The sequence below is a fragment of the Polynucleobacter sp. 39-46-10 genome, from assembly GCF_002282275.1.
Genome location: NZ_NCJB01000034.1, coordinates 1 through 16141 on the forward strand (window position 1 = coordinate 1; position 16141 = coordinate 16141).

The 16141-nt window shown below is 46.5% G+C and carries 21 protein-coding genes; 16 read left to right on the forward strand and 5 right to left on the reverse strand.

What is annotated here, in order from left to right:
• The 6 genes from coxB to B7X71_RS04840 form a co-directional block, all read left to right on the forward strand.
• Window positions 1-1010 (forward strand): cytochrome c oxidase subunit II (gene coxB, locus B7X71_RS04815; RefSeq protein WP_293600271.1); only part of this gene is annotated, 1010 nt, incomplete at its 5' end.
• A 40-nt stretch (window positions 1011-1050) separates the two neighbouring features.
• The gene (ctaD, locus tag B7X71_RS04820) at window positions 1051-2670 is read left to right on the forward strand and encodes a cytochrome c oxidase subunit I (RefSeq protein ID WP_293596788.1); all 1620 of its coding nucleotides are present in this window, start codon (window positions 1051-1053) and stop codon (window positions 2668-2670) included.
• Window positions 2654-2788 (forward strand): cytochrome oxidase small assembly protein, encoded by a 135-nt coding sequence (locus B7X71_RS04825; RefSeq protein WP_293596789.1) that lies wholly within the window; start codon window positions 2654-2656, stop codon window positions 2786-2788. Before ctaD ends, B7X71_RS04825 begins: the two co-directional genes overlap by 17 nt.
• A gap of 15 nt (window positions 2789-2803) precedes the next feature.
• A complete protein-coding gene (locus tag B7X71_RS04830; RefSeq protein WP_293596790.1) occupies window positions 2804-3397 on the forward strand; it encodes a cytochrome c oxidase assembly protein in 594 nt (197 codons plus the stop codon).
• Complete coding sequence (locus tag B7X71_RS04835) at window positions 3394-3588, forward strand: DUF2970 domain-containing protein (RefSeq protein WP_216229745.1); 195 nt, start codon at window positions 3394-3396, stop codon at window positions 3586-3588. The genes B7X71_RS04830 and B7X71_RS04835 overlap by 4 nt, the downstream gene beginning before the upstream one ends.
• Window positions 3589-3617: 29 nt before the next feature.
• On the forward strand, window positions 3618-4472 hold the full coding sequence (locus B7X71_RS04840; RefSeq protein ID WP_293596791.1) for a cytochrome c oxidase subunit 3: 855 nt from the start codon (window positions 3618-3620) through the stop codon (window positions 4470-4472).
• Between the two features lie 64 nt (window positions 4473-4536).
• Here the strand turns inward: B7X71_RS04840 and B7X71_RS04845 are convergent, their stop codons facing one another.
• Window positions 4537-4749, reverse strand: a complete 213-nt coding sequence (locus B7X71_RS04845; RefSeq protein ID WP_015422086.1) for a twin transmembrane helix small protein — start codon at window positions 4747-4749, stop codon at window positions 4537-4539.
• Window positions 4750-4769: 20 nt separating this feature from the next.
• Between B7X71_RS04845 and B7X71_RS04850 the strand changes: the two genes are divergently transcribed.
• Genes B7X71_RS04850 through B7X71_RS04870 form a run of 5 tightly spaced genes read left to right on the forward strand, consistent with a single transcriptional unit; the run spans window position 4770 to window position 8832 of the window.
• Window positions 4770-5546 carry an SURF1 family protein gene (locus B7X71_RS04850; protein ID WP_293596808.1) on the forward strand — a complete coding sequence of 259 codons (777 nt, stop codon included), beginning with the start codon at window positions 4770-4772 and terminating at the stop codon, window positions 5544-5546.
• Window positions 5543-6202: a hypothetical protein gene (locus B7X71_RS04855; protein ID WP_293596792.1), complete on the forward strand. Its 660-nt coding sequence runs from the start codon at window positions 5543-5545 to the stop codon at window positions 6200-6202. The genes B7X71_RS04850 and B7X71_RS04855 overlap by 4 nt, the downstream gene beginning before the upstream one ends.
• Entirely contained in the window at window positions 6199-7329 is a 1131-nt protein-coding gene (locus tag B7X71_RS04860) for a COX15/CtaA family protein (protein ID WP_293596793.1), read from the forward strand. Before B7X71_RS04855 ends, B7X71_RS04860 begins: the two co-directional genes overlap by 4 nt.
• Window positions 7326-8219: a heme o synthase gene (gene cyoE / locus B7X71_RS04865; protein ID WP_293596794.1), complete on the forward strand. Its 894-nt coding sequence runs from the start codon at window positions 7326-7328 to the stop codon at window positions 8217-8219. Before B7X71_RS04860 ends, cyoE begins: the two co-directional genes overlap by 4 nt.
• Window positions 8220-8268: 49 nt before the next feature.
• A complete protein-coding gene (locus B7X71_RS04870) occupies window positions 8269-8832 on the forward strand; it encodes an SCO family protein (protein WP_293596809.1) in 564 nt (187 codons plus the stop codon).
• Window positions 8833-8853: 21 nt separating this feature from the next.
• Here B7X71_RS04870 and rpoH read toward each other — a convergent pair whose 3' ends face one another.
• Both rpoH and ftsY read right to left on the reverse strand, forming a co-directional pair.
• Window positions 8854-9795: an RNA polymerase sigma factor RpoH gene (rpoH, locus tag B7X71_RS04875; protein WP_293596795.1), complete on the reverse strand. Its 942-nt coding sequence runs from the start codon at window positions 9793-9795 to the stop codon at window positions 8854-8856.
• Between the two features lie 94 nt (window positions 9796-9889).
• Window positions 9890-10780: a signal recognition particle-docking protein FtsY gene (gene ftsY, locus B7X71_RS04880; protein ID WP_293596796.1), complete on the reverse strand. Its 891-nt coding sequence runs from the start codon at window positions 10778-10780 to the stop codon at window positions 9890-9892.
• 62 nt (window positions 10781-10842) lie between these two features.
• On the opposite strand from ftsY, the gene B7X71_RS04885 reads away from it, so the two are divergent.
• The 5 genes from B7X71_RS04885 to B7X71_RS04905 are packed head-to-tail and all read left to right on the forward strand — an operon-like array spanning window position 10843 to window position 15002.
• The gene (locus B7X71_RS04885) at window positions 10843-12228 is read left to right on the forward strand and encodes a pitrilysin family protein (RefSeq protein ID WP_293596797.1); all 1386 of its coding nucleotides are present in this window, start codon (window positions 10843-10845) and stop codon (window positions 12226-12228) included.
• Window positions 12215-13561, forward strand: a complete 1347-nt coding sequence (locus B7X71_RS04890; RefSeq protein WP_293596798.1) for a pitrilysin family protein — start codon at window positions 12215-12217, stop codon at window positions 13559-13561. The genes B7X71_RS04885 and B7X71_RS04890 overlap by 14 nt, the downstream gene beginning before the upstream one ends.
• 55 nt (window positions 13562-13616) lie before the next feature.
• Complete coding sequence (gene rsmD, locus B7X71_RS04895) at window positions 13617-14183, forward strand: 16S rRNA (guanine(966)-N(2))-methyltransferase RsmD (RefSeq protein ID WP_293596810.1); 567 nt, start codon at window positions 13617-13619, stop codon at window positions 14181-14183.
• A 36-nt stretch (window positions 14184-14219) separates the two neighbouring features.
• Window positions 14220-14714, forward strand: coding sequence for a pantetheine-phosphate adenylyltransferase (coaD, locus tag B7X71_RS04900; RefSeq protein WP_293596799.1), 495 nt, complete (start codon window positions 14220-14222; stop codon window positions 14712-14714).
• Between the two features lie 18 nt (window positions 14715-14732).
• Complete coding sequence (locus B7X71_RS04905) at window positions 14733-15002, forward strand: YfhL family 4Fe-4S dicluster ferredoxin (RefSeq protein ID WP_293596800.1); 270 nt, start codon at window positions 14733-14735, stop codon at window positions 15000-15002.
• A gap of 4 nt (window positions 15003-15006) precedes the next feature.
• Here the strand turns inward: B7X71_RS04905 and pth are convergent, their stop codons facing one another.
• Window positions 15007-15603 (reverse strand): aminoacyl-tRNA hydrolase, encoded by a 597-nt coding sequence (gene pth, locus B7X71_RS04910; RefSeq protein WP_293596801.1) that lies wholly within the window; start codon window positions 15601-15603, stop codon window positions 15007-15009.
• A gap of 90 nt (window positions 15604-15693) precedes the next feature.
• The coding region (locus B7X71_RS04915) for a 50S ribosomal protein L25/general stress protein Ctc (RefSeq protein ID WP_293596802.1) at window positions 15694-16141 on the reverse strand (448 nt) is incomplete at its 5' end.

Here is a 16141-nt window from a genome sequence, read left to right on the forward strand (position 1 = left end):
AGATTCATTGGTTGCATTGGATGATGTTGATTATTTGCGCGCTCATTTTTATCGGCGTTTTTGGGGTGATGTTCTATTCCATCCTCAGGCACCGCAAATCTTTAGGTGCTAAATCTGCCTCTTTCCACGAAAGCACCACTGTTGAGATCATTTGGACAGTAATTCCTTTGCTCATCGTGATCGGTATGGCTTTGCCTGCAACTAAAACTGTTGTGGCTATGAAAGACACTACTAATTCTGACATCACTATTAAGACCACCGGTTATCAGTGGAAATGGGGTTACGACTATATTAAAGGTGAAGGCGAAGGCATTAGCTTCTTGTCCACCATGTCCACTTCACGTGAAGCTATCAATAACTTGGCACCTAAATCAAATACCTATTTGATGGAAGTGGACAATGAGATGGTGGTGCCGGTTGGCAAAAAGATTCGCATGATTACCACTGCGAATGACGTGATTCACTCATGGACTATTCCGGCATTTGGTGTGAAGCAAGATGCGATTCCTGGTTTTGTACGTGACACTTGGTTCCGCGCTGACACCATTGGCAAGTTCCGCGGTCAGTGTTCAGAGCTGTGCGGTGCTGAGCATGCCTTTATGCCTATCGTGGTCAATGTAGTCTCACAAGAGGACTACACCAAGTGGGTGCAAGAGAAGAAAAAAGAAATGGGTGCGGCTTCTGACGATCCAACTAAGGTTTACACCTTGGACGAGCAAAAAGAGCGCGGCGCTAAGGTCTATGCAGCCAATTGCGCAGCATGCCATCAGCCAAATGGCAAAGGTGCGGGCACGTTCCCTGCGCTTGAAGGCAGCAAAGTGGTGCTTGGACCAAAAGCAGCTCAGTACAACATTCTTATCAATGGTAAGGGTGCGATGCCGAAGTGGGCTGGCGTGATTTCTGATGGCGATATTGCTGCCGTGATGACGTACACCCGCAATGCTTGGGGCAATAAAACGGGCGAGATTGTTCAGACCCAAGACATTGTCTCTGCACGCGCTGGCAAGTAATTCATTTATTAATACAGATCAAACTAAACCGGAGTAATCCATGAGCACTGTCTCTACCACCCACGATCACGCACACAACCATGCGCATGATGATCACACCCCACATGGCTGGCGTCGTTGGTTGTTTGCAACCAATCACAAAGACATTGGAACGATGTACCTGATCTTTTCTTTCATCAGCTTGATGGCTGGTGGTGTGATGGCTTTGGGTATTCGTTTGGAATTGTTCCAACCAGGTCTGCAATTCTTGCGCCCTGAGTTTTTCAACCAATTAACGACCATGCACGGTTTGGTAATGGTGTTTGGTGCGATCATGCCAGCATTTGTTGGCTTTGCAAACTGGATGATCCCATTGCAAATCGGTGCATCAGATATGGCCTTTGCCCGCATGAACAACTTTAGCTTCTGGATTCTTCCAGTAGCAGCATGTTTATTGTTTGGTTCATTTTTGGCTCCTGGTGGCGCACCTGCTGGTGGCTGGACTTTGTATGCGCCTTTGACTTCACAGATGGGCCCAGGTTTAGACATGGGTATTTTTGCGCTCCACTTATTGGGTGCTTCCTCCATCATGGGCTCGATTAACATCATCGTGACCGTCCTGAACATGCGCGCCCCTGGCCTGACATTGATGAAAATGCCAATGTTCTGCTGGACTTGGTTGATTACTGCTTATTTATTGATCGCTGTAATGCCTGTGTTGGCTGGTGCAATCACCATGGTTCTCACAGACCGTCATTTTGGTACTTCTTTCTTCTCTGCAGTTGGCGGTGGTGACCCAATCATGTTCCAGCATATTTTCTGGTTCTTTGGCCACCCAGAGGTGTACATCATGATTCTTCCTGCATTTGGAATCGTGAGCGAAATTATTCCTGCGTTCTCTAGAAAAACATTGTTTGGCTATAGTTCCATGGTTTATGCAACGGCATCCATCGCAATCTTGTCATTCATCGTGTGGGCTCACCACATGTTTGCAACCGGCATGCCTGTTACCGGACAGTTATTCTTCATGTACGCGACGATGTTGATTGCTGTTCCAACTGGCGTTAAGATTTTCAACTGGGTTGCAACAATGTGGAAAGGTTCGATGACGTTCGAGACTCCAATGTTGTGGGCAGTCGGCTTTATTTTCGTATTCACGATGGGTGGTTTCACAGGCTTGATCTTGGCAATGGCACCAATTGATATTGGCGTACAAGATACTTACTACGTTGTTGCTCACTTCCACTATGTATTAGTAGCAGGCTCATTGTTCGCGATGTTTGCTGGTTTCTATTACTGGTGTCCAAAGTGGACTGGCTACATGGCCAATGAAACTCGCGGCAAGATCCATTTCTGGACTTCCATGATTTTCTTTAACATCACCTTCTTCCCAATGCACTTCTTGGGCTTAGCAGGTATGCCGCGTCGATACGCTGATTACCCAACTCAGTTTGCTGATTTCAATATGATTGCTTCTATTGGCGCACTCGGTTTTGGTTTATCTCAGGTTTATTTCTTACTATTCGTTGTATTGCCAGCTTATAACGGCAAGGGCGAAAAAGCATCTATGAAGCCATGGGATGGAGCCAAAGGTTTGGAGTGGACGATTCCATCGCCTGCCCCACACCATACATTTGAGACACCTCCTGACGCTAAAGAGTTACATGCCGCAGGAATCTAAATTAACGGCCTTTCAAAAATCCCAATCTGCTAGTAATCGCAGATTGGGTTTTATCCTTTTCAGTGTTGCCGCCGTGTTTTTCATCGGCATTCTCCTTAAGCGGAGCATGTTGGGTTAAACCCATCCATCTTTTATGACTGCTATTGCTTCTATTAACCGCCAAATCTTGCTGAAGCTATTGATCGCTTCAGTGATGATGTTCGGTTTTGGTTATGCATTAGTACCGATGTATAAAGCCTTGTGCGAAGTGACCGGCATTAATGTGGTCACCAGCAAGAATGACTATGGCATTCGCGCTTATAGCGCCAATAGGGTTGGCAATACTCAGGTGGACTATTCCCGCAAGGTGACTATCGAGTTTGATTCCAATAGTCGTGGACCTTTTACTTTTCGTCCGGTAAAAAACTTCTTAGACGTGCACCCAGGAGAAATGACCGAGATTGTTTACGAGGTAACAAACAATTTGAACCGCCCTGTAGAGGCTCAAGCTATTCCGAGTTATGCGCCTAAAAGCGCCATGGAGTTCTTCACTAAATTAGAGTGTTTTTGTTTTCAGCAGCAAACCCTAGCAGCTCATGAAATGAAGAAGATGCCGGTCGTGTTTGTGATTGATTCTGGGCTGCCCGCTGACGTGAAAACTATTACCTTGTCGTATACCTTCTTTGAATTGGGGGTTGGTCAGCAGCCAGCAGGCTCAACAACACCTAAATCGAAAACGGCGTCATGAGCAAGAAAAGTACTTTTATGCAATCCATGATCGCTGTATTGTGGGCTTTTTTGGGTGTGCGTAAGAAATCAGGATTGCAGGAAGATGTAGCTTCATTAAGTTTTGTCCACATTGTTATTGCGGGAGTTTTAGGTGCCTTGATTTTTATGGGCATACTCCTTTTGATAGTTAAAGCAGTTGTGTCCCATTGATTATTTTTTGATTGAATAGAGAGAATAAGATGTCATCCAATTCAACCCCTTACTATTTCGTTCCTGGACTATCTGGTCATCCAGCTGCAGCGGCTCTAGGTCTGCTTGCCTTTGGTGCTGGAATGTCTGGCTGGGTAAACCACGCAGCTTGGGGCGGCCCAGTAACTGCAGTAGGCGTACTCTGGGTTTTGTTTGTTCTCTACAAATGGTTTGGGGACACGATTGCTGAGTCAAATGCAGGTAAAAACGGTGTGAACGTGGATATCTCCTATCGCTGGTCGATGGCTTGGTTCATCTTTTCAGAGATCATGTTCTTCGGCGCATTTTTTGCTGCTTTGTTCTATGCACGCAATATCGCAATGCCTTGGATGGGTGATGTGGAGAGCAAGTTGCTCTGGCCTGACTTCACAGCAGTCTGGCCTAATGATGGCCCTGCAGGTTTGGTGGAGAAATTCACGACCATGGGCCCATGGCCAATCCCAACTATCAATACCTTGTTGCTATTGAGCTCAGGTGTAACTGTGACTTATGCTCACCATGCGCTCCGTGAAAATCACATGAAGCAGGCGATCATGGGATTGGCTGCCACTGTTGGTCTAGGCTTTGTTTTCTTGTGTTTCCAGGGCTACGAATACTACCATGCATACCATGCACTGAACTTGAAGTTGACTTCAGGCGTTTATGGCTCCACATTCTTTATGTTGACTGGTTTCCACGGCTTCCACGTATTTCTTGGTGGTTTAATGTTGGCGATTGTGTTGCGTCGCATGATTCGAGGTGACTTTACTTCTGAAAATCATTTCGCATTTGAGGGCGCCGCTTGGTACTGGCACTTCGTTGACGTTGTCTGGCTTGGTCTCTACATCGCTGTTTACTGGATGTAAGGAAATAAAAATCGGGGCTTAATGCCCCGATTTTTATTGGATGCTCGCTGGCAAAAGAGTCTGCTTAGTTTGTACCTACCCGAACGCCGCCAGCCTCGATATAGCCAAAGTAGTGGGCAATCAGAATGCCAAGAAATAGAACTATTGAAAGTCCAATACGCAGCATGAGAGACTGAACCATTCTTGAGCTCCCGCCTTTGTCTTTCATCATGAAGTAGAGAGCAGAGCCTAGGCTTCCTACAATCATTAGCAGTGCAACTGGAATAATCCATTTCATCTCAAGATACCTCTGTGAATATGTTTTCTAGCTTAATTACTAGTCGTATAGTTGCTACTTTATCAGCCCTTCTGGTGATTTTAGTAGGCTGTGGGGCTGGCATCTGGCAACTGAATCGAGCAGAGCAAAAGATTCGCTTAGGCGAGTCTCTATCTGCCAAGCTTCAAATGCCTATTCTGAATGCCAACACGGATAATTTGACCTTAGAGCGGGCTGCAGAGCGTCGGATTCTTGTCCGAGGGAGCTTTATGCAAGATGAAGTTATATGGCTGGATAACCGCCCTCGTCCGATTCCTGAGGGTGGCGCTGGTGCTTCCGGGCAATCAGGCTTTTATGTGATGATGCCCATGAAATTAGATGGCCAAGAGGCTGTCCTGTGGGTTAATCGAGGCTGGGCGCCTCGCAATAATGAAAATCGCATTGAGCTACCTCCAGTCCAAACTACCGATGAAGTGGTGACTATCGAGGGAATTGCTTTCCCCCATCCTGGAAGAGTATATGAGTTGGGACAAAAGGCTGACACGAAAGTGAGGCCCCGAATTGAGCAAAACTTTGACTTGGGATTGGAAGCCCAAAGTCATGCATGGAAGCAATTGCCATTTATTATCCGCGAGTCCGAGTCAGACAAGAAGGATGGTTTAGTCAGAAATTGGCCCTCCCCAACAAATGGAGTCGATCGCCATTATGCTTATGCCTTTCAGTGGTTTGTATTGGCTCTAGCCGGATTCTTGTTTTGGCTCATCAATGGGCTCATCAAATATCAGCGAGAGCTTGCTGTGAATGGAGATAGAGTGTGAGTGATAAAGAATTATTGATTCCAGCATCACAAACAGATGCGTCTGTGATTAATGGGCAAACTCGGCGAGGGCGCATTCAAATGCTGCTCTTATTGCTTGCTTGTGCAGCACCAGTCATCGCCTCTTATTTGGCGTATTACGTCTTTAAGCCAGAGGGTGGAAAAACCAATTTTGGAACCTTGGTTCAGCCAGTCCAAGATGTAAACCCTGTTTGGTTTGATATTCCCTTTAATGGCAAGTGGACTTTGCTAGTGGCAAGGCCAGCTGGTGAATGCACCGTTAAAAATGAATCCTGTCTTGAGGCTTTATTTTTGATGCGCCAGTTGCGTATTGCGGTTGGTCGTGAAAGTAGTCGCGTTCAATTGGTTTGGGTCAATACAGATGGAAAGCCAGTAGATCCAGAGGTATTGTTAGCCTATGATCAAAAGATGGCAGGATTTCAGATTCTCAGTTTGCCTACAGACCCTCAGCTGAAAGCTGAATTTGATACTTGGCTTAATCGTGACGGCGCGGGCCAGAAGGTTCAGTTGATCGATCCAAGTCCGGCCAAGATGATGGTCTTCCCAGTAACGAATTCTCCAAAAGAATTTGGCAGTATCAAAAAGGATCTTGAGAAACTATTGCGCCTCAATCGTAAGGGCGAACAATTGCAATGAGTAGTTTGTTATTACTCGCCGAGTTAGCTGCAATTGCAATTGTCTTTGCAGGCCTACCTTTGGCGTATCTCTGGACTAGGCCGAGCTACAACTTTTTCCAAAAGCTCAATTGGGTTTTAGTCTTCATGACTTTCGACTTGATTGTGTTTGGCGCCTTTACCCGTCTTACAGACTCTGGCCTGGGTTGTCCAGATTGGCCTGGTTGCTACGGCACATCAAATCCATGGCATGCAATCGGCGAGATTCAAATGGCCCAAGCCAGCATGCCTACAGGCCCTGTGACTGTCATTAAGGCTTGGATAGAGATGATTCATCGCTATTTAGCAATGACAGTCGGAGCCTTGATTTTGATTCAGTTGGTAGTAGCCTGCAGCAAATTGCGTAGCTTGGGTAAAAAACCTGTGTTGGGTAGTCTTGGTTTACTGCTTTTAGTGTGCATTCAAGGCGCGTTTGGAGCTTGGACTGTGACGCTTAAGCTGCAACCCATCATTGTCACTATTCACTTAATGCTGGCCTTGGTTTTGCTAGCGTGTTTAACGACTTATGCGCAGCAAGACTGGGAAGAGAAGACTTCCTCAGCTCTTCGTTTTCAGACCAAGCCACTTTCTGCAAAGTTACTATTGCTCGCCTCAGTCGCTTTGCTTGCTCAAATCTTTTTGGGTGCATGGGTGAGTACGAATTACGCCGTATTAGCCTGTCCTGATTTTCCAACTTGCATGGGTACTCTTTGGCCCGAAACAGATTGGCAAGAAGGTTTTACTCTGTGGCGTGCCCTAGGTTTGAATGCTCAAGGTGAATCTATTTCCCCCGTCGCTTTACAAACGATTCACTGGGCACATCGGGTATTTGCTGTAGTTGCTATTGCAGCTCTGAGCCTATTGGGAATCAGCGCTCTCCGGTTGAGTGGTTCTGAGTTGTTAGGAATGGGCAAGCTTGCCAAATTATTACTTGGCTTATTAATTCTTCAAGCCCTGACAGGTATTTCCAATGTGGTCTTTCAATGGCCACTCCTTGCCGCCTTAATGCATACAGCTGGTTCCGCTTCGCTGGTGTTTTGCTTAGTTCGTCTAGCCCAATGGTCTTCTTGGAACGCCCCGATTCAGATTAAGATGGTTAAATCATTATGAGTAGCCCCACAACCTCCACTCCTGAAGCAATGCCGCGTTGGCGTCAATATTGGGTGCTTACCAAGCCCCGCGTCACTCAGCTGGCAGTGTTTTGTGCAGTGATTGGGATGTTCTTGGCCACCCCTGGCATGGTCCCTTATTCAGTGCTGATTGGCGGGATTGCGGGAATTTGGTTATTAGCAGGCGCTGCGTTTGCGATGAACTGCTTAATTGAGCAGGCGGTCGATGCCAAAATGAAACGCACCTCTTGGAGGCCATCTGCGACTGGTGAAGTAACGCCTTTTCACATTATTATTTTCTCGATTGTTCTCGGAAGCTTGGGGATGGTCATTTTGTGGAACTTCTGCAATCCATTAACGATGTGGCTCACCGTGGCAACCTTTGTTGGCTATGCTGTGATTTACACTTGGTTACTGAAGCCTGCCACACCACAGAACATTGTGATTGGTGGGCTCTCTGGCGCCATGCCACCTGCTTTAGGTTGGGCTGCAGTCACCAATGGCTTGTCTGCTGAGGCTTGGCTCTTGGTGCTGATTATTTTTGTTTGGACGCCGCCACACTTCTGGGCGCTTGCTTTATATCGTCGTGATGACTATGTACAAAGTGGCTTGCCGATGTTGCCGGTGACCCATGGTGAACGTTTTACGCTACTCAATATCCTGCTCTACACCTTAATCTTGATTGCCGCTACTTTACTGCCTTACATCTACGGCATGAGTGGGCTGGTGTATTTAATCTCTGCAATCATTCTGGGTCTGATGTTCCTAGCTTATGTCATTGCCCTATTTATTTCTTATAGTGATGAGCTTGCGAAAAAGACTTTCCGTTTTTCAATTACCTATCTGTCTCTACTGTTTGCAGCGCTATTAATCGACCACTATTTCATTTAAGTTGAATATGAATTTATCAAAACTTTCTACCTGTGTTGCGCGCATCTTGATGTTGTCATTCATAGGCTTAGCGCTATTGGCTTGTAGCCCTCAGCAAAGCTTTAAGAATGTCGATATCACTGGTAGTAAGGCTTTTGGCACTGACTTTAGTTTGATTGACCCTGATGGCAAAGTTAGAACGCTGGCTGACTTCAAGGGCAAGGCGGTTGTGATGTTCTTTGGTTATACGCAGTGTCCTGATATTTGCCCTACAACGCTCACAGAAATGCAGCAGGTCATGACTATCTTGGGCCCTCAGGCAGATAAGGTTCAAGTACTGTTTGTCACTGTGGATCCCGAGCGAGATAGTGCAAATATTTTGAAGCAGTATGTTCCTGCATTTGATTCGCGCTTCTTGGGCTTGCGTCCAGCGGATGAGGCAGCTTTAGAAAAAGTGACCAAGGACTTTAAGATTTATTACAAGAAGGTGCCTGGCACGAGCCCTGGTTCATACACAATGGATCACACAGCAGGCAGCTACGCTTTTGATCCAGAAGGACGTTTACGCCTGTACATCAAGCATGCGCAAGGTGCTGAGACCTTGGCGCAAGACTTGAAAGAACTGCTGAAGTAAAAGTTAGAGAGGGAGGGTTGCTTAAGCAGCCTCAGCTTGCAAGAGGTTGCGCATCTTTTTAAGAGCAGCAGTCTCAATCTGACGAACACGCTCTGCAGAGATGCCGTATTCACTGGCGAGATCATGCAATGTCTTTGTGCCATTGCCATCAGCATCCATTGCCAACCAGCGGGATTGCACAATGTTGCGACTACGCTCATCTAAGGCCATGAGCGCTTGATCCAGTTGTGGGCCATGTAAAGCATCTGTTGCAGCAGCAGCCATCATCTCAGTAGGCTCTTGACTGTTATCAGCTAGCCACTGAATCGGTGCATAAGCTGACTCATCATCGGTGTCGTCACCTTCTAAGGCAATATCACCACCAGCCAGACGCATTTCCATTTCTTTAACTTCAGAACCTTTGACATCCAGAGCTTTGGCCAGTGCCTCAACTTCATTTGGAGTCAGTGCAGCCAGAGTGGGTTTGTTGCTGCGTAAATTAAAGAACAGTTTGCGTTGGGCTTTAGTGGTTGCTACTTTTACCAAACGCCAATTCTTGAGAATGTACTCATGAATCTCCGCCTTAATCCAATGGATTGCGTAAGAGACTAAGCGTGCACCTTGGTTGGGGTCATAGCGCTTCACAGCCTTCATCAAGCCGATATTGCCTTCTTGAATTAAGTCGGCGTGTGGAATGCCATAGCCTAGGTATTGACGTGCAACAGATACCACCAAGCGAAGGTGCGAGAGAACTAAGGTTTTCGCAGCATCGACGTTTTCGGTGCGACGAAATTCTTGTGCGAGGTGCAGCTCTTCTGCAGCGCTGAGCATGGGTACGCGATTCACGTACGAAATATAAGAGTCGAGCGTGCCGACCCCAAGGGAAGGCAGCATCGGAAAGGCAAGCGAAGCCGCAGCAGTCTGCGCTGCTGGCAGTGTTTGCCTTGCTTGCAATTGCGGTTTGTATGCTTTCTTTTGAACCATTGTCTTTTTATGTATTTTAGGTATTAATAAGCTTCTATTTTAGCACTCTTGTCAAGAGAGTGCTAATGGTTTTTTACTTCTATAAGTAATTGATTTAATTGAATAATTCAGAAGAATATTGGGCGGCAGTGAAGGGTGCTAAATCGTCAATTCCCTCGCCTTTACCTAGGGCTAAAACTGCTGGCTTTGGCCCATCATTGAGTGTGTGAGCAAGTGCGCAGATTACCCCGCCTTTAGCGGTACCATCCAGCTTTGTCACAATTAAGGCAGAGAGTCCTAAAGCGGCATGAAAGGCCTTTACCTGGCTTAAACCGTTTTGACCGGTATTGCCATCCAGAACGAGCAAAGTCTGGTGAGGCGCCCCAGGAAGGGCCTTGCCGATGACTCTTTTGACCTTCTTCAATTCTTCCATGAGGTGGTCTTGAGTAGCCAGTCTTCCCGCGGTATCAATAATCAGTATGTCGCTCTTACGAGAAATCGCCGCATGAATGGCATCGTGCGCGACTGCTGCAGCATCACCGCTCTCTTGCATGATGACGTCTACTTGATTTCGACCACCCCATTCGAGGAGCTGATTGCGAGCCGCTGCGCGGAAGGTGTCGCCCGCTGCTAGTAAGACAGATTTACCTTGCGACTGAAAGAGTTTGCAAAGCTTGCCGATGGTGGTGGTCTTGCCTGCACCATTGACGCCTATCACTAGCCACACTTCTGGTGTGGTTTTTTGATCATGCACGTACAAAGGATTAGGGTTTGGCTCTAAAGGTTGAAGAAGGCTTGCCACCTCTTGAATGAGCAGTTGCTTTAAGTCCTCTGGGCTACTAGCTTTTTCTGATTTGGCGGCTTTACGCAGTTTGCTAATCAGTTGCTCAGTCGTGGGTAGACCCACATCGCTCAGAATGAGAGATTCTTCTAGGGCATCAAACCAGGCTTCATCAGTCTGATTGGATTTAAATAGGGATCCGAGGGTTTTACGTAGGCCGAACATAATCGATACAATTTAATCCTTGCATCTTATCAATTTAATTCTTGGGATAGGTGATCTTACAGATGCGCTCCACTTTATTACGTTTTTCTTTCTATTTGATGCTTTGTTGCCCGGCTGCATGGGTAGCCGCGGAAACTGCTGCATCTAATACTCATGAGTATCAACTCGCCAATGGCCTCAAGCTGATTGTGCGCGAGGATCATCGAGCGCCAACGGTTGCACACATGGTTTGGTACCGTGCTGGCTCCATGGATGAGGTCAATGGTAAGACTGGGGTAGCCCATGTACTCGAGCACATGATGTTTAAGGGAACGGATAAAGTTAAGTCAGGCGAGTTTTCTCGCTTAGTTGCGGCAGTGGGTGGCCGAGAAAATGCATTCACCTCCCGTGACTACACGGCTTATTTTCAGCAAGTTGAAAAATCCAAATTAGACGAGGTCATGAAGCTAGAGGCTGATCGGATGTCCAACCTCAACTTTGATGATGCGGAGTTTCTGAAAGAAATTCAGGTGGTGATGGAAGAGCGTCGTCTACGTACTGAAGACAATCCAAGTAGCCTATTGAATGAATCCCTCATGGCTACTGCTTATATGAGCTCGCCTTATCGTCATCCGGTAGTAGGGTGGATGAATGACCTCATGAATATGAAAGCTGCGGATGCACGTGATTGGTATCGTAGCTGGTACAAACCAAATAACGCAACAGTGGTGATTGCAGGTGATGTGGATCCTAAAGTCATTTTGCAGGCAGTAGAGAAATATTACGGAATTGCTTCTGCAAGAGAGTTGCCCGAACGTAAACCACAGCTTGAGCCTGTACAAAAAGGCATTAAGCGTGTGCAAGTTAAGGCGCCTGCAGATAGCGCGCAGTTGGCAATGGCATGGAAAGTTCCCAAGCTACAAGCGGGTAAGTTGGATGATGATGAGCCCTATGCATTAGAGCTCCTAGCTGCGGTGCTTGATGGTTATGACAATGCTCGATTGAACCGCACACTGGTGAAGCAAGAGCGTGTAGTGAATGATGTAGGCGTTGGTTACGACATGATCTCCAGGGGACCAGAACTGTTTTTAATTAGCACCAGTATGGCTAAGGGCAAAACAGTAGAGCAGGCCGAGAGTAGTATTCGGAAAGCCTTAAAAGAAGTTGCTGATAAAGGAATTTTGGAATCAGAGCTCAAGCGCATCAAGGTACGAATTCTGTCTGATCAAATCTATAAGCGCGATTCAATCTTTGGTCAAGCAATGGAAATCGGCAGTACAGAGATGGCGGGCTTCTCATGGCGCGATATTGATGTGATGCTGGAAAAGATGCAGACCATTACTCCCGCGCAAGTCCAGGCTGTTGCAAAAAAATATTTCGTTGATGAAGGTTTGACTATTGCCGTATTGGATCCCCAGGCGCGTCAGTCCGGTGAGAATAAGCAAGGAGACAATCGTGCTGTCAAATAAATTCATCAAGCAAGCTAGTATCACAATCGCATTGATGTTTGGAATGATTGCATCTGCTCATGCAATATTGCCTATTGAAAAGCTGGGCTCCTTCAAGGGTGCGCAAGCCTATCTAGTGCAAACCAAAGCCCTACCCATGGTCGATATTGAGATCAGCATTGATGCAGGCGATCGTTATGATCCATCAGCAAAGAGTGGCTTAGCTACAGTGGCTGGGCGCTTGATGAATTATGGCGCCAGGTCAGAAAAAGGTTTGCTGAATGAAGCTCAGATTGCTGATGAAATTGCTGACTTAGGTGCAAACCTTGGGATCTCTGTCAGTGGTGAGCGTGCCATTATGCGGATTCGGACTTTGAGTCGTAAAGATCTGCGAGATCGCGCCGTTCAATTGGCATCAGCTATGTTGAGTGCGCCCACTTATGATGCCAAGATCTTGGCACGTGAGAAGCAAAGAATGACAACCGCCTTACAAGAGGCAGAGACGAAGCCAGAGCCAGTCCTAGATCGCCGTTTTAGAAAATCAGTTTATGCAGACTATCCATTAGCTAATTCACCTACTGTGCAAAGTATTACCAATATTGGGGCAGCTGATCTGCAGCAGTTTCATAAACAGTTTTACCGTGGCGATCGAATGATTGTCAGTATTGTGGGTGATGTGAGTAAGGTCGAGGCTGCTGAAATCGTTCAGGGCTTATTGGAAAGAGTGCCTCAGTCTGGACCTGCTATAGCCAAGTTGCCAGAATTTGAGCGCTCACCAGTTGAACCTTTAAGCCAAAGAGAAATTAGTATTCCATTTGATTCTCAGCAAGCGCATATTGCCATGGGAATGACTGCGGTTACCCGTAGTAATCCTGATTATTTTCCATTGCTAGTGGGGAACTATGTCTTGGGTGGTGGTGGCTTTGTATCACGCCTGATGTCAGAGGTCAGGGAAAAACGAGGTCTTGCCTATAGTGTGTTTAGCTACTTTGCTCCTGGAAAAGATGCCGGAATTTTTCAAGCAGGCTTGCAAACCAAGAATGATCAGGCCACTTTGGCGCTCGATGTCTTGAGCTCGACAATTTCTCAATTTATTGCCAATGGACCGACTCAATCTGAGCTCGATGCTGCTAAAGCAAATTTAGTAAATGGCTATCCCTTGAGAATTGATAACAATCGTAAGTTGCTCGATAACGTGTCATCTATTGCTTGGAATAATTTACCTCTCGACACGATGGAGGTTTGGACTAAACAGGTTGAAGCGGTGAGCCTGGAGCAAGTTAAAGCGGCTTTCCAAAAGCACTTAGCCATGGATCGCATGAAGATCGTGGTCTTAGGAGCTAAAAATAAATAAGCCAGTACAGTCGGCTTCATTAGGCAAGCGTTCCGAGCCGCCTCAAAAAATTCGCATTATTGGCGGCGTTTGGCGTAGTCGTTTGCTGACTGTGTTGGATTTACCTGGCCTACGTCCGAGCACTGACCGCGTTCGTGAGACTTTATTTAATTGGCTCGGGCAGGATTTGGTGGGTTTAAGTTGCTTGGATTTATTTGCCGGCACTGGCGCTTTGGGTTTTGAAGCTGCTTCACGGCATGCTCATTCAGTCACTCTATTAGAAAAAGACAAAAAAGCTCACGCCAAACTCTTGACTAATTTTGCTTTGCTCCAGTCATCTCCTGCTCCAGGACAAGTACAGATTTTGCACAGAGACAGTTTGGAGTTTTTAAAGCAACAGGCTGATCGCTCTAGTAATTTGATCTTTATAGACCCACCCTTTCAGGAGGATGGCTTATTAAATCAAGCGCTTGTAGAGGCAGCTCGCATCTGTGATGACAGCATAGGCGGGGGAATTTACGTTGAATTTCCTGCCAATCGTCCCCGAGAGCAGATTGAGGCGCTATTGCCTGATTGGCATTGTGGGAAATATCTAGAGGCTGGTCAGGTAAAAGCTTGTCTATTTCGCTTGAAGAGGGACTAAACTCTTGGCTGTAGCTGAAAAAGCCTTAGGAGTGTTATGACTGTTGCTGTATACCCTGGAACATTTGATCCCTTTACTCGTGGTCACGAGGATTTGGTACGCCGTGCTTCAAGCATTTTTGGCGAGCTTATTGTTGGCGTTGCTGATAGTCGTAGCAAGCGTCCCTTCTTTACTCTGGATGAGCGCATAGCCATTGCTAAAGAAGTTCTTGGCCATTATTCCAATGTGAAGATTGTTGGTTTTACGGGTTTATTAAAAGATTTTGCCCGCGAACATAATGCGCGTGTCATTGTGCGTGGTTTGCGCGCAGTCTCTGATTTTGAATACGAGTTTCAGATGGCTGGTATGAACCGCTATTTATTGCCTGATGTCGAAACGCTATTTCTTACGCCTTCAGATCAATATCAATTTATTTCTGGAACATTTGTTCGTGAAATTGCTTCAATGGGTGGAGATGTGAGTAAGTTCGTATTCCCATCTGTAGAAAAGTGGTTAGTCAAAAAGATTGAAGCCAATAAGGGCAAAGAGTAAGGCTGGCGGGCACATAAGATGGCTTTAATGATTACGGACGAATGCATCAATTGCGATGTATGTGAGCCTGAATGTCCGAATGATGCAATCTATATGGGTCTAGAGATCTATGAGATTGATCCTAATAAGTGCACTGAATGCGTGGGCCATTACGATGCGCCGCAGTGTCAGCAAGTTTGCCCAGTTGACTGTATTCCACTAAACCCCGCATTCTCAGAAAATCAGACGCAGTTAATGGCGAAGTATCAAGCTTTGACTGCTGCCAAAAAATCCCTGGCTACAAAGTAGCGCTCTAATTCGTTTTTGAATGTAGCTCTAGCATCGCTGCCTGAGCATCGCCCTTTAGAAATAAGGGCAGAATGCGCAAACCATCTTCAATGCTGGCATCAATCTGTTTTTGTTCTGTCTGCAGAGGCCGTCTTAGGACATAGTCAGCTACATCCATCACCCGTGCACCTTCTGCAGCCAGATCACGTGGATGACCAATACCCAGACGAAGGCGCCAATACTCAGGCGTTCCCAGATGCGCTTGAATATCTTTTAAACCGTTATGCCCACCGGTGCCGCCACCGAGTTTGATACGTGCAGTGCCGGGCTTTAGATCGAGCTCATCTTGCACCACAAGCACATCTTTAGGTGTAATTTTGTGGAACCTGCATAGCGCTCCTACAGCCTGACCGCTGAGATTCATGTAAGTGCTGGGCTTCAGTAAGAAGAGATCTTCGTCTTCCCATTTAGCCTTACCCACCTTCCCATGAAAGCGCTTTTCAGTTTCAAAGCGTGTGTTCAATTGTCTGGCAAGAGCGTCAACAAACCAGAAGCCAGCATTGTGCCGATCTTCTATGTGTTCTTCGCCTGGATTACCGAGGCCAACAATTAATTTAGTCATGATGAGTGCTTAAGGATAAAAGTATTTCTGCAAAAAAGAAAACCCGCTTGTAAGCGGGCTTCCTCTGTCGCAAAGATAAGGCTTAAATAATTAAGCTTTATCCTTTGGGGCTTCAGCAGCAGGAGCCGCAGCAGCTGCAGGAGCAGCTTCCGTATCAGCAGATTTCACTGCTGGGATACGTGCGTTGGCTAATACTGGGTTTTCTTGCTCAACATGCAATACCAAGGTAACGCCTTTTGGCAATGCGATGTCTTTAGCGTGGATGCCATGACCAACTTCAATCTTGTTCAAGTCCACTTCAATGAACTCTGGCAAGTCTGCTGGTAAGCAAGATACTTCCAATTCAGTTGAGATGTGGCTGATTACGGCGCCTTGCAACTTCACTGCAGCTGAAGTGTCAGCGTTGATGAAGTGCAATGGAACGCGCATGTGAACTTTCTCAGTCGCAGAAACGCGCTGGAAGTCGATGTGCAGAACCAAAGGCTTAAATGGATGCATCTGGTAATCGCGCAACAACACTTTTTGTGCTTTGCCGCCG

Bases quoted from the DNA above. Each gene is read 5' to 3' on its own strand.
- ctaD (WP_293596788.1), top strand. From the start codon at position 1,051: ATGAGCACTGTCTCTACCACCCACGATCACGCACACAACCATGCGCAT.
- B7X71_RS04825 (WP_293596789.1), top strand. From the start codon at position 2,654: ATGCCGCAGGAATCTAAATTAACGGCCTTTCAAAAATCCCAATCTGCT.
- B7X71_RS04830 (WP_293596790.1), top strand. From the start codon at position 2,804: ATGACTGCTATTGCTTCTATTAACCGCCAAATCTTGCTGAAGCTATTG.
- B7X71_RS04835 (WP_216229745.1), top strand. From the start codon at position 3,394: ATGAGCAAGAAAAGTACTTTTATGCAATCCATGATCGCTGTATTGTGG.
- B7X71_RS04840 (WP_293596791.1), top strand. From the start codon at position 3,618: ATGTCATCCAATTCAACCCCTTACTATTTCGTTCCTGGACTATCTGGT.
- B7X71_RS04845 (WP_015422086.1), bottom strand. From the start codon at position 4,749: ATGAAATGGATTATTCCAGTTGCACTGCTAATGATTGTAGGAAGCCTA.
- B7X71_RS04850 (WP_293596808.1), top strand. From the start codon at position 4,770: ATGTTTTCTAGCTTAATTACTAGTCGTATAGTTGCTACTTTATCAGCC.
- B7X71_RS04860 (WP_293596793.1), top strand. From the start codon at position 6,199: ATGAGTAGTTTGTTATTACTCGCCGAGTTAGCTGCAATTGCAATTGTC.
- cyoE (WP_293596794.1), top strand. From the start codon at position 7,326: ATGAGTAGCCCCACAACCTCCACTCCTGAAGCAATGCCGCGTTGGCGT.
- B7X71_RS04870 (WP_293596809.1), top strand. From the start codon at position 8,269: ATGTTGTCATTCATAGGCTTAGCGCTATTGGCTTGTAGCCCTCAGCAA.
- rpoH (WP_293596795.1), bottom strand. From the start codon at position 9,795: ATGGTTCAAAAGAAAGCATACAAACCGCAATTGCAAGCAAGGCAAACA.
- ftsY (WP_293596796.1), bottom strand. From the start codon at position 10,780: ATGTTCGGCCTACGTAAAACCCTCGGATCCCTATTTAAATCCAATCAG.
- B7X71_RS04885 (WP_293596797.1), top strand. From the start codon at position 10,843: ATGCGCTCCACTTTATTACGTTTTTCTTTCTATTTGATGCTTTGTTGC.
- coaD (WP_293596799.1), top strand. From the start codon at position 14,220: ATGACTGTTGCTGTATACCCTGGAACATTTGATCCCTTTACTCGTGGT.
- B7X71_RS04905 (WP_293596800.1), top strand. From the start codon at position 14,733: ATGGCTTTAATGATTACGGACGAATGCATCAATTGCGATGTATGTGAG.
- pth (WP_293596801.1), bottom strand. From the start codon at position 15,603: ATGACTAAATTAATTGTTGGCCTCGGTAATCCAGGCGAAGAACACATA.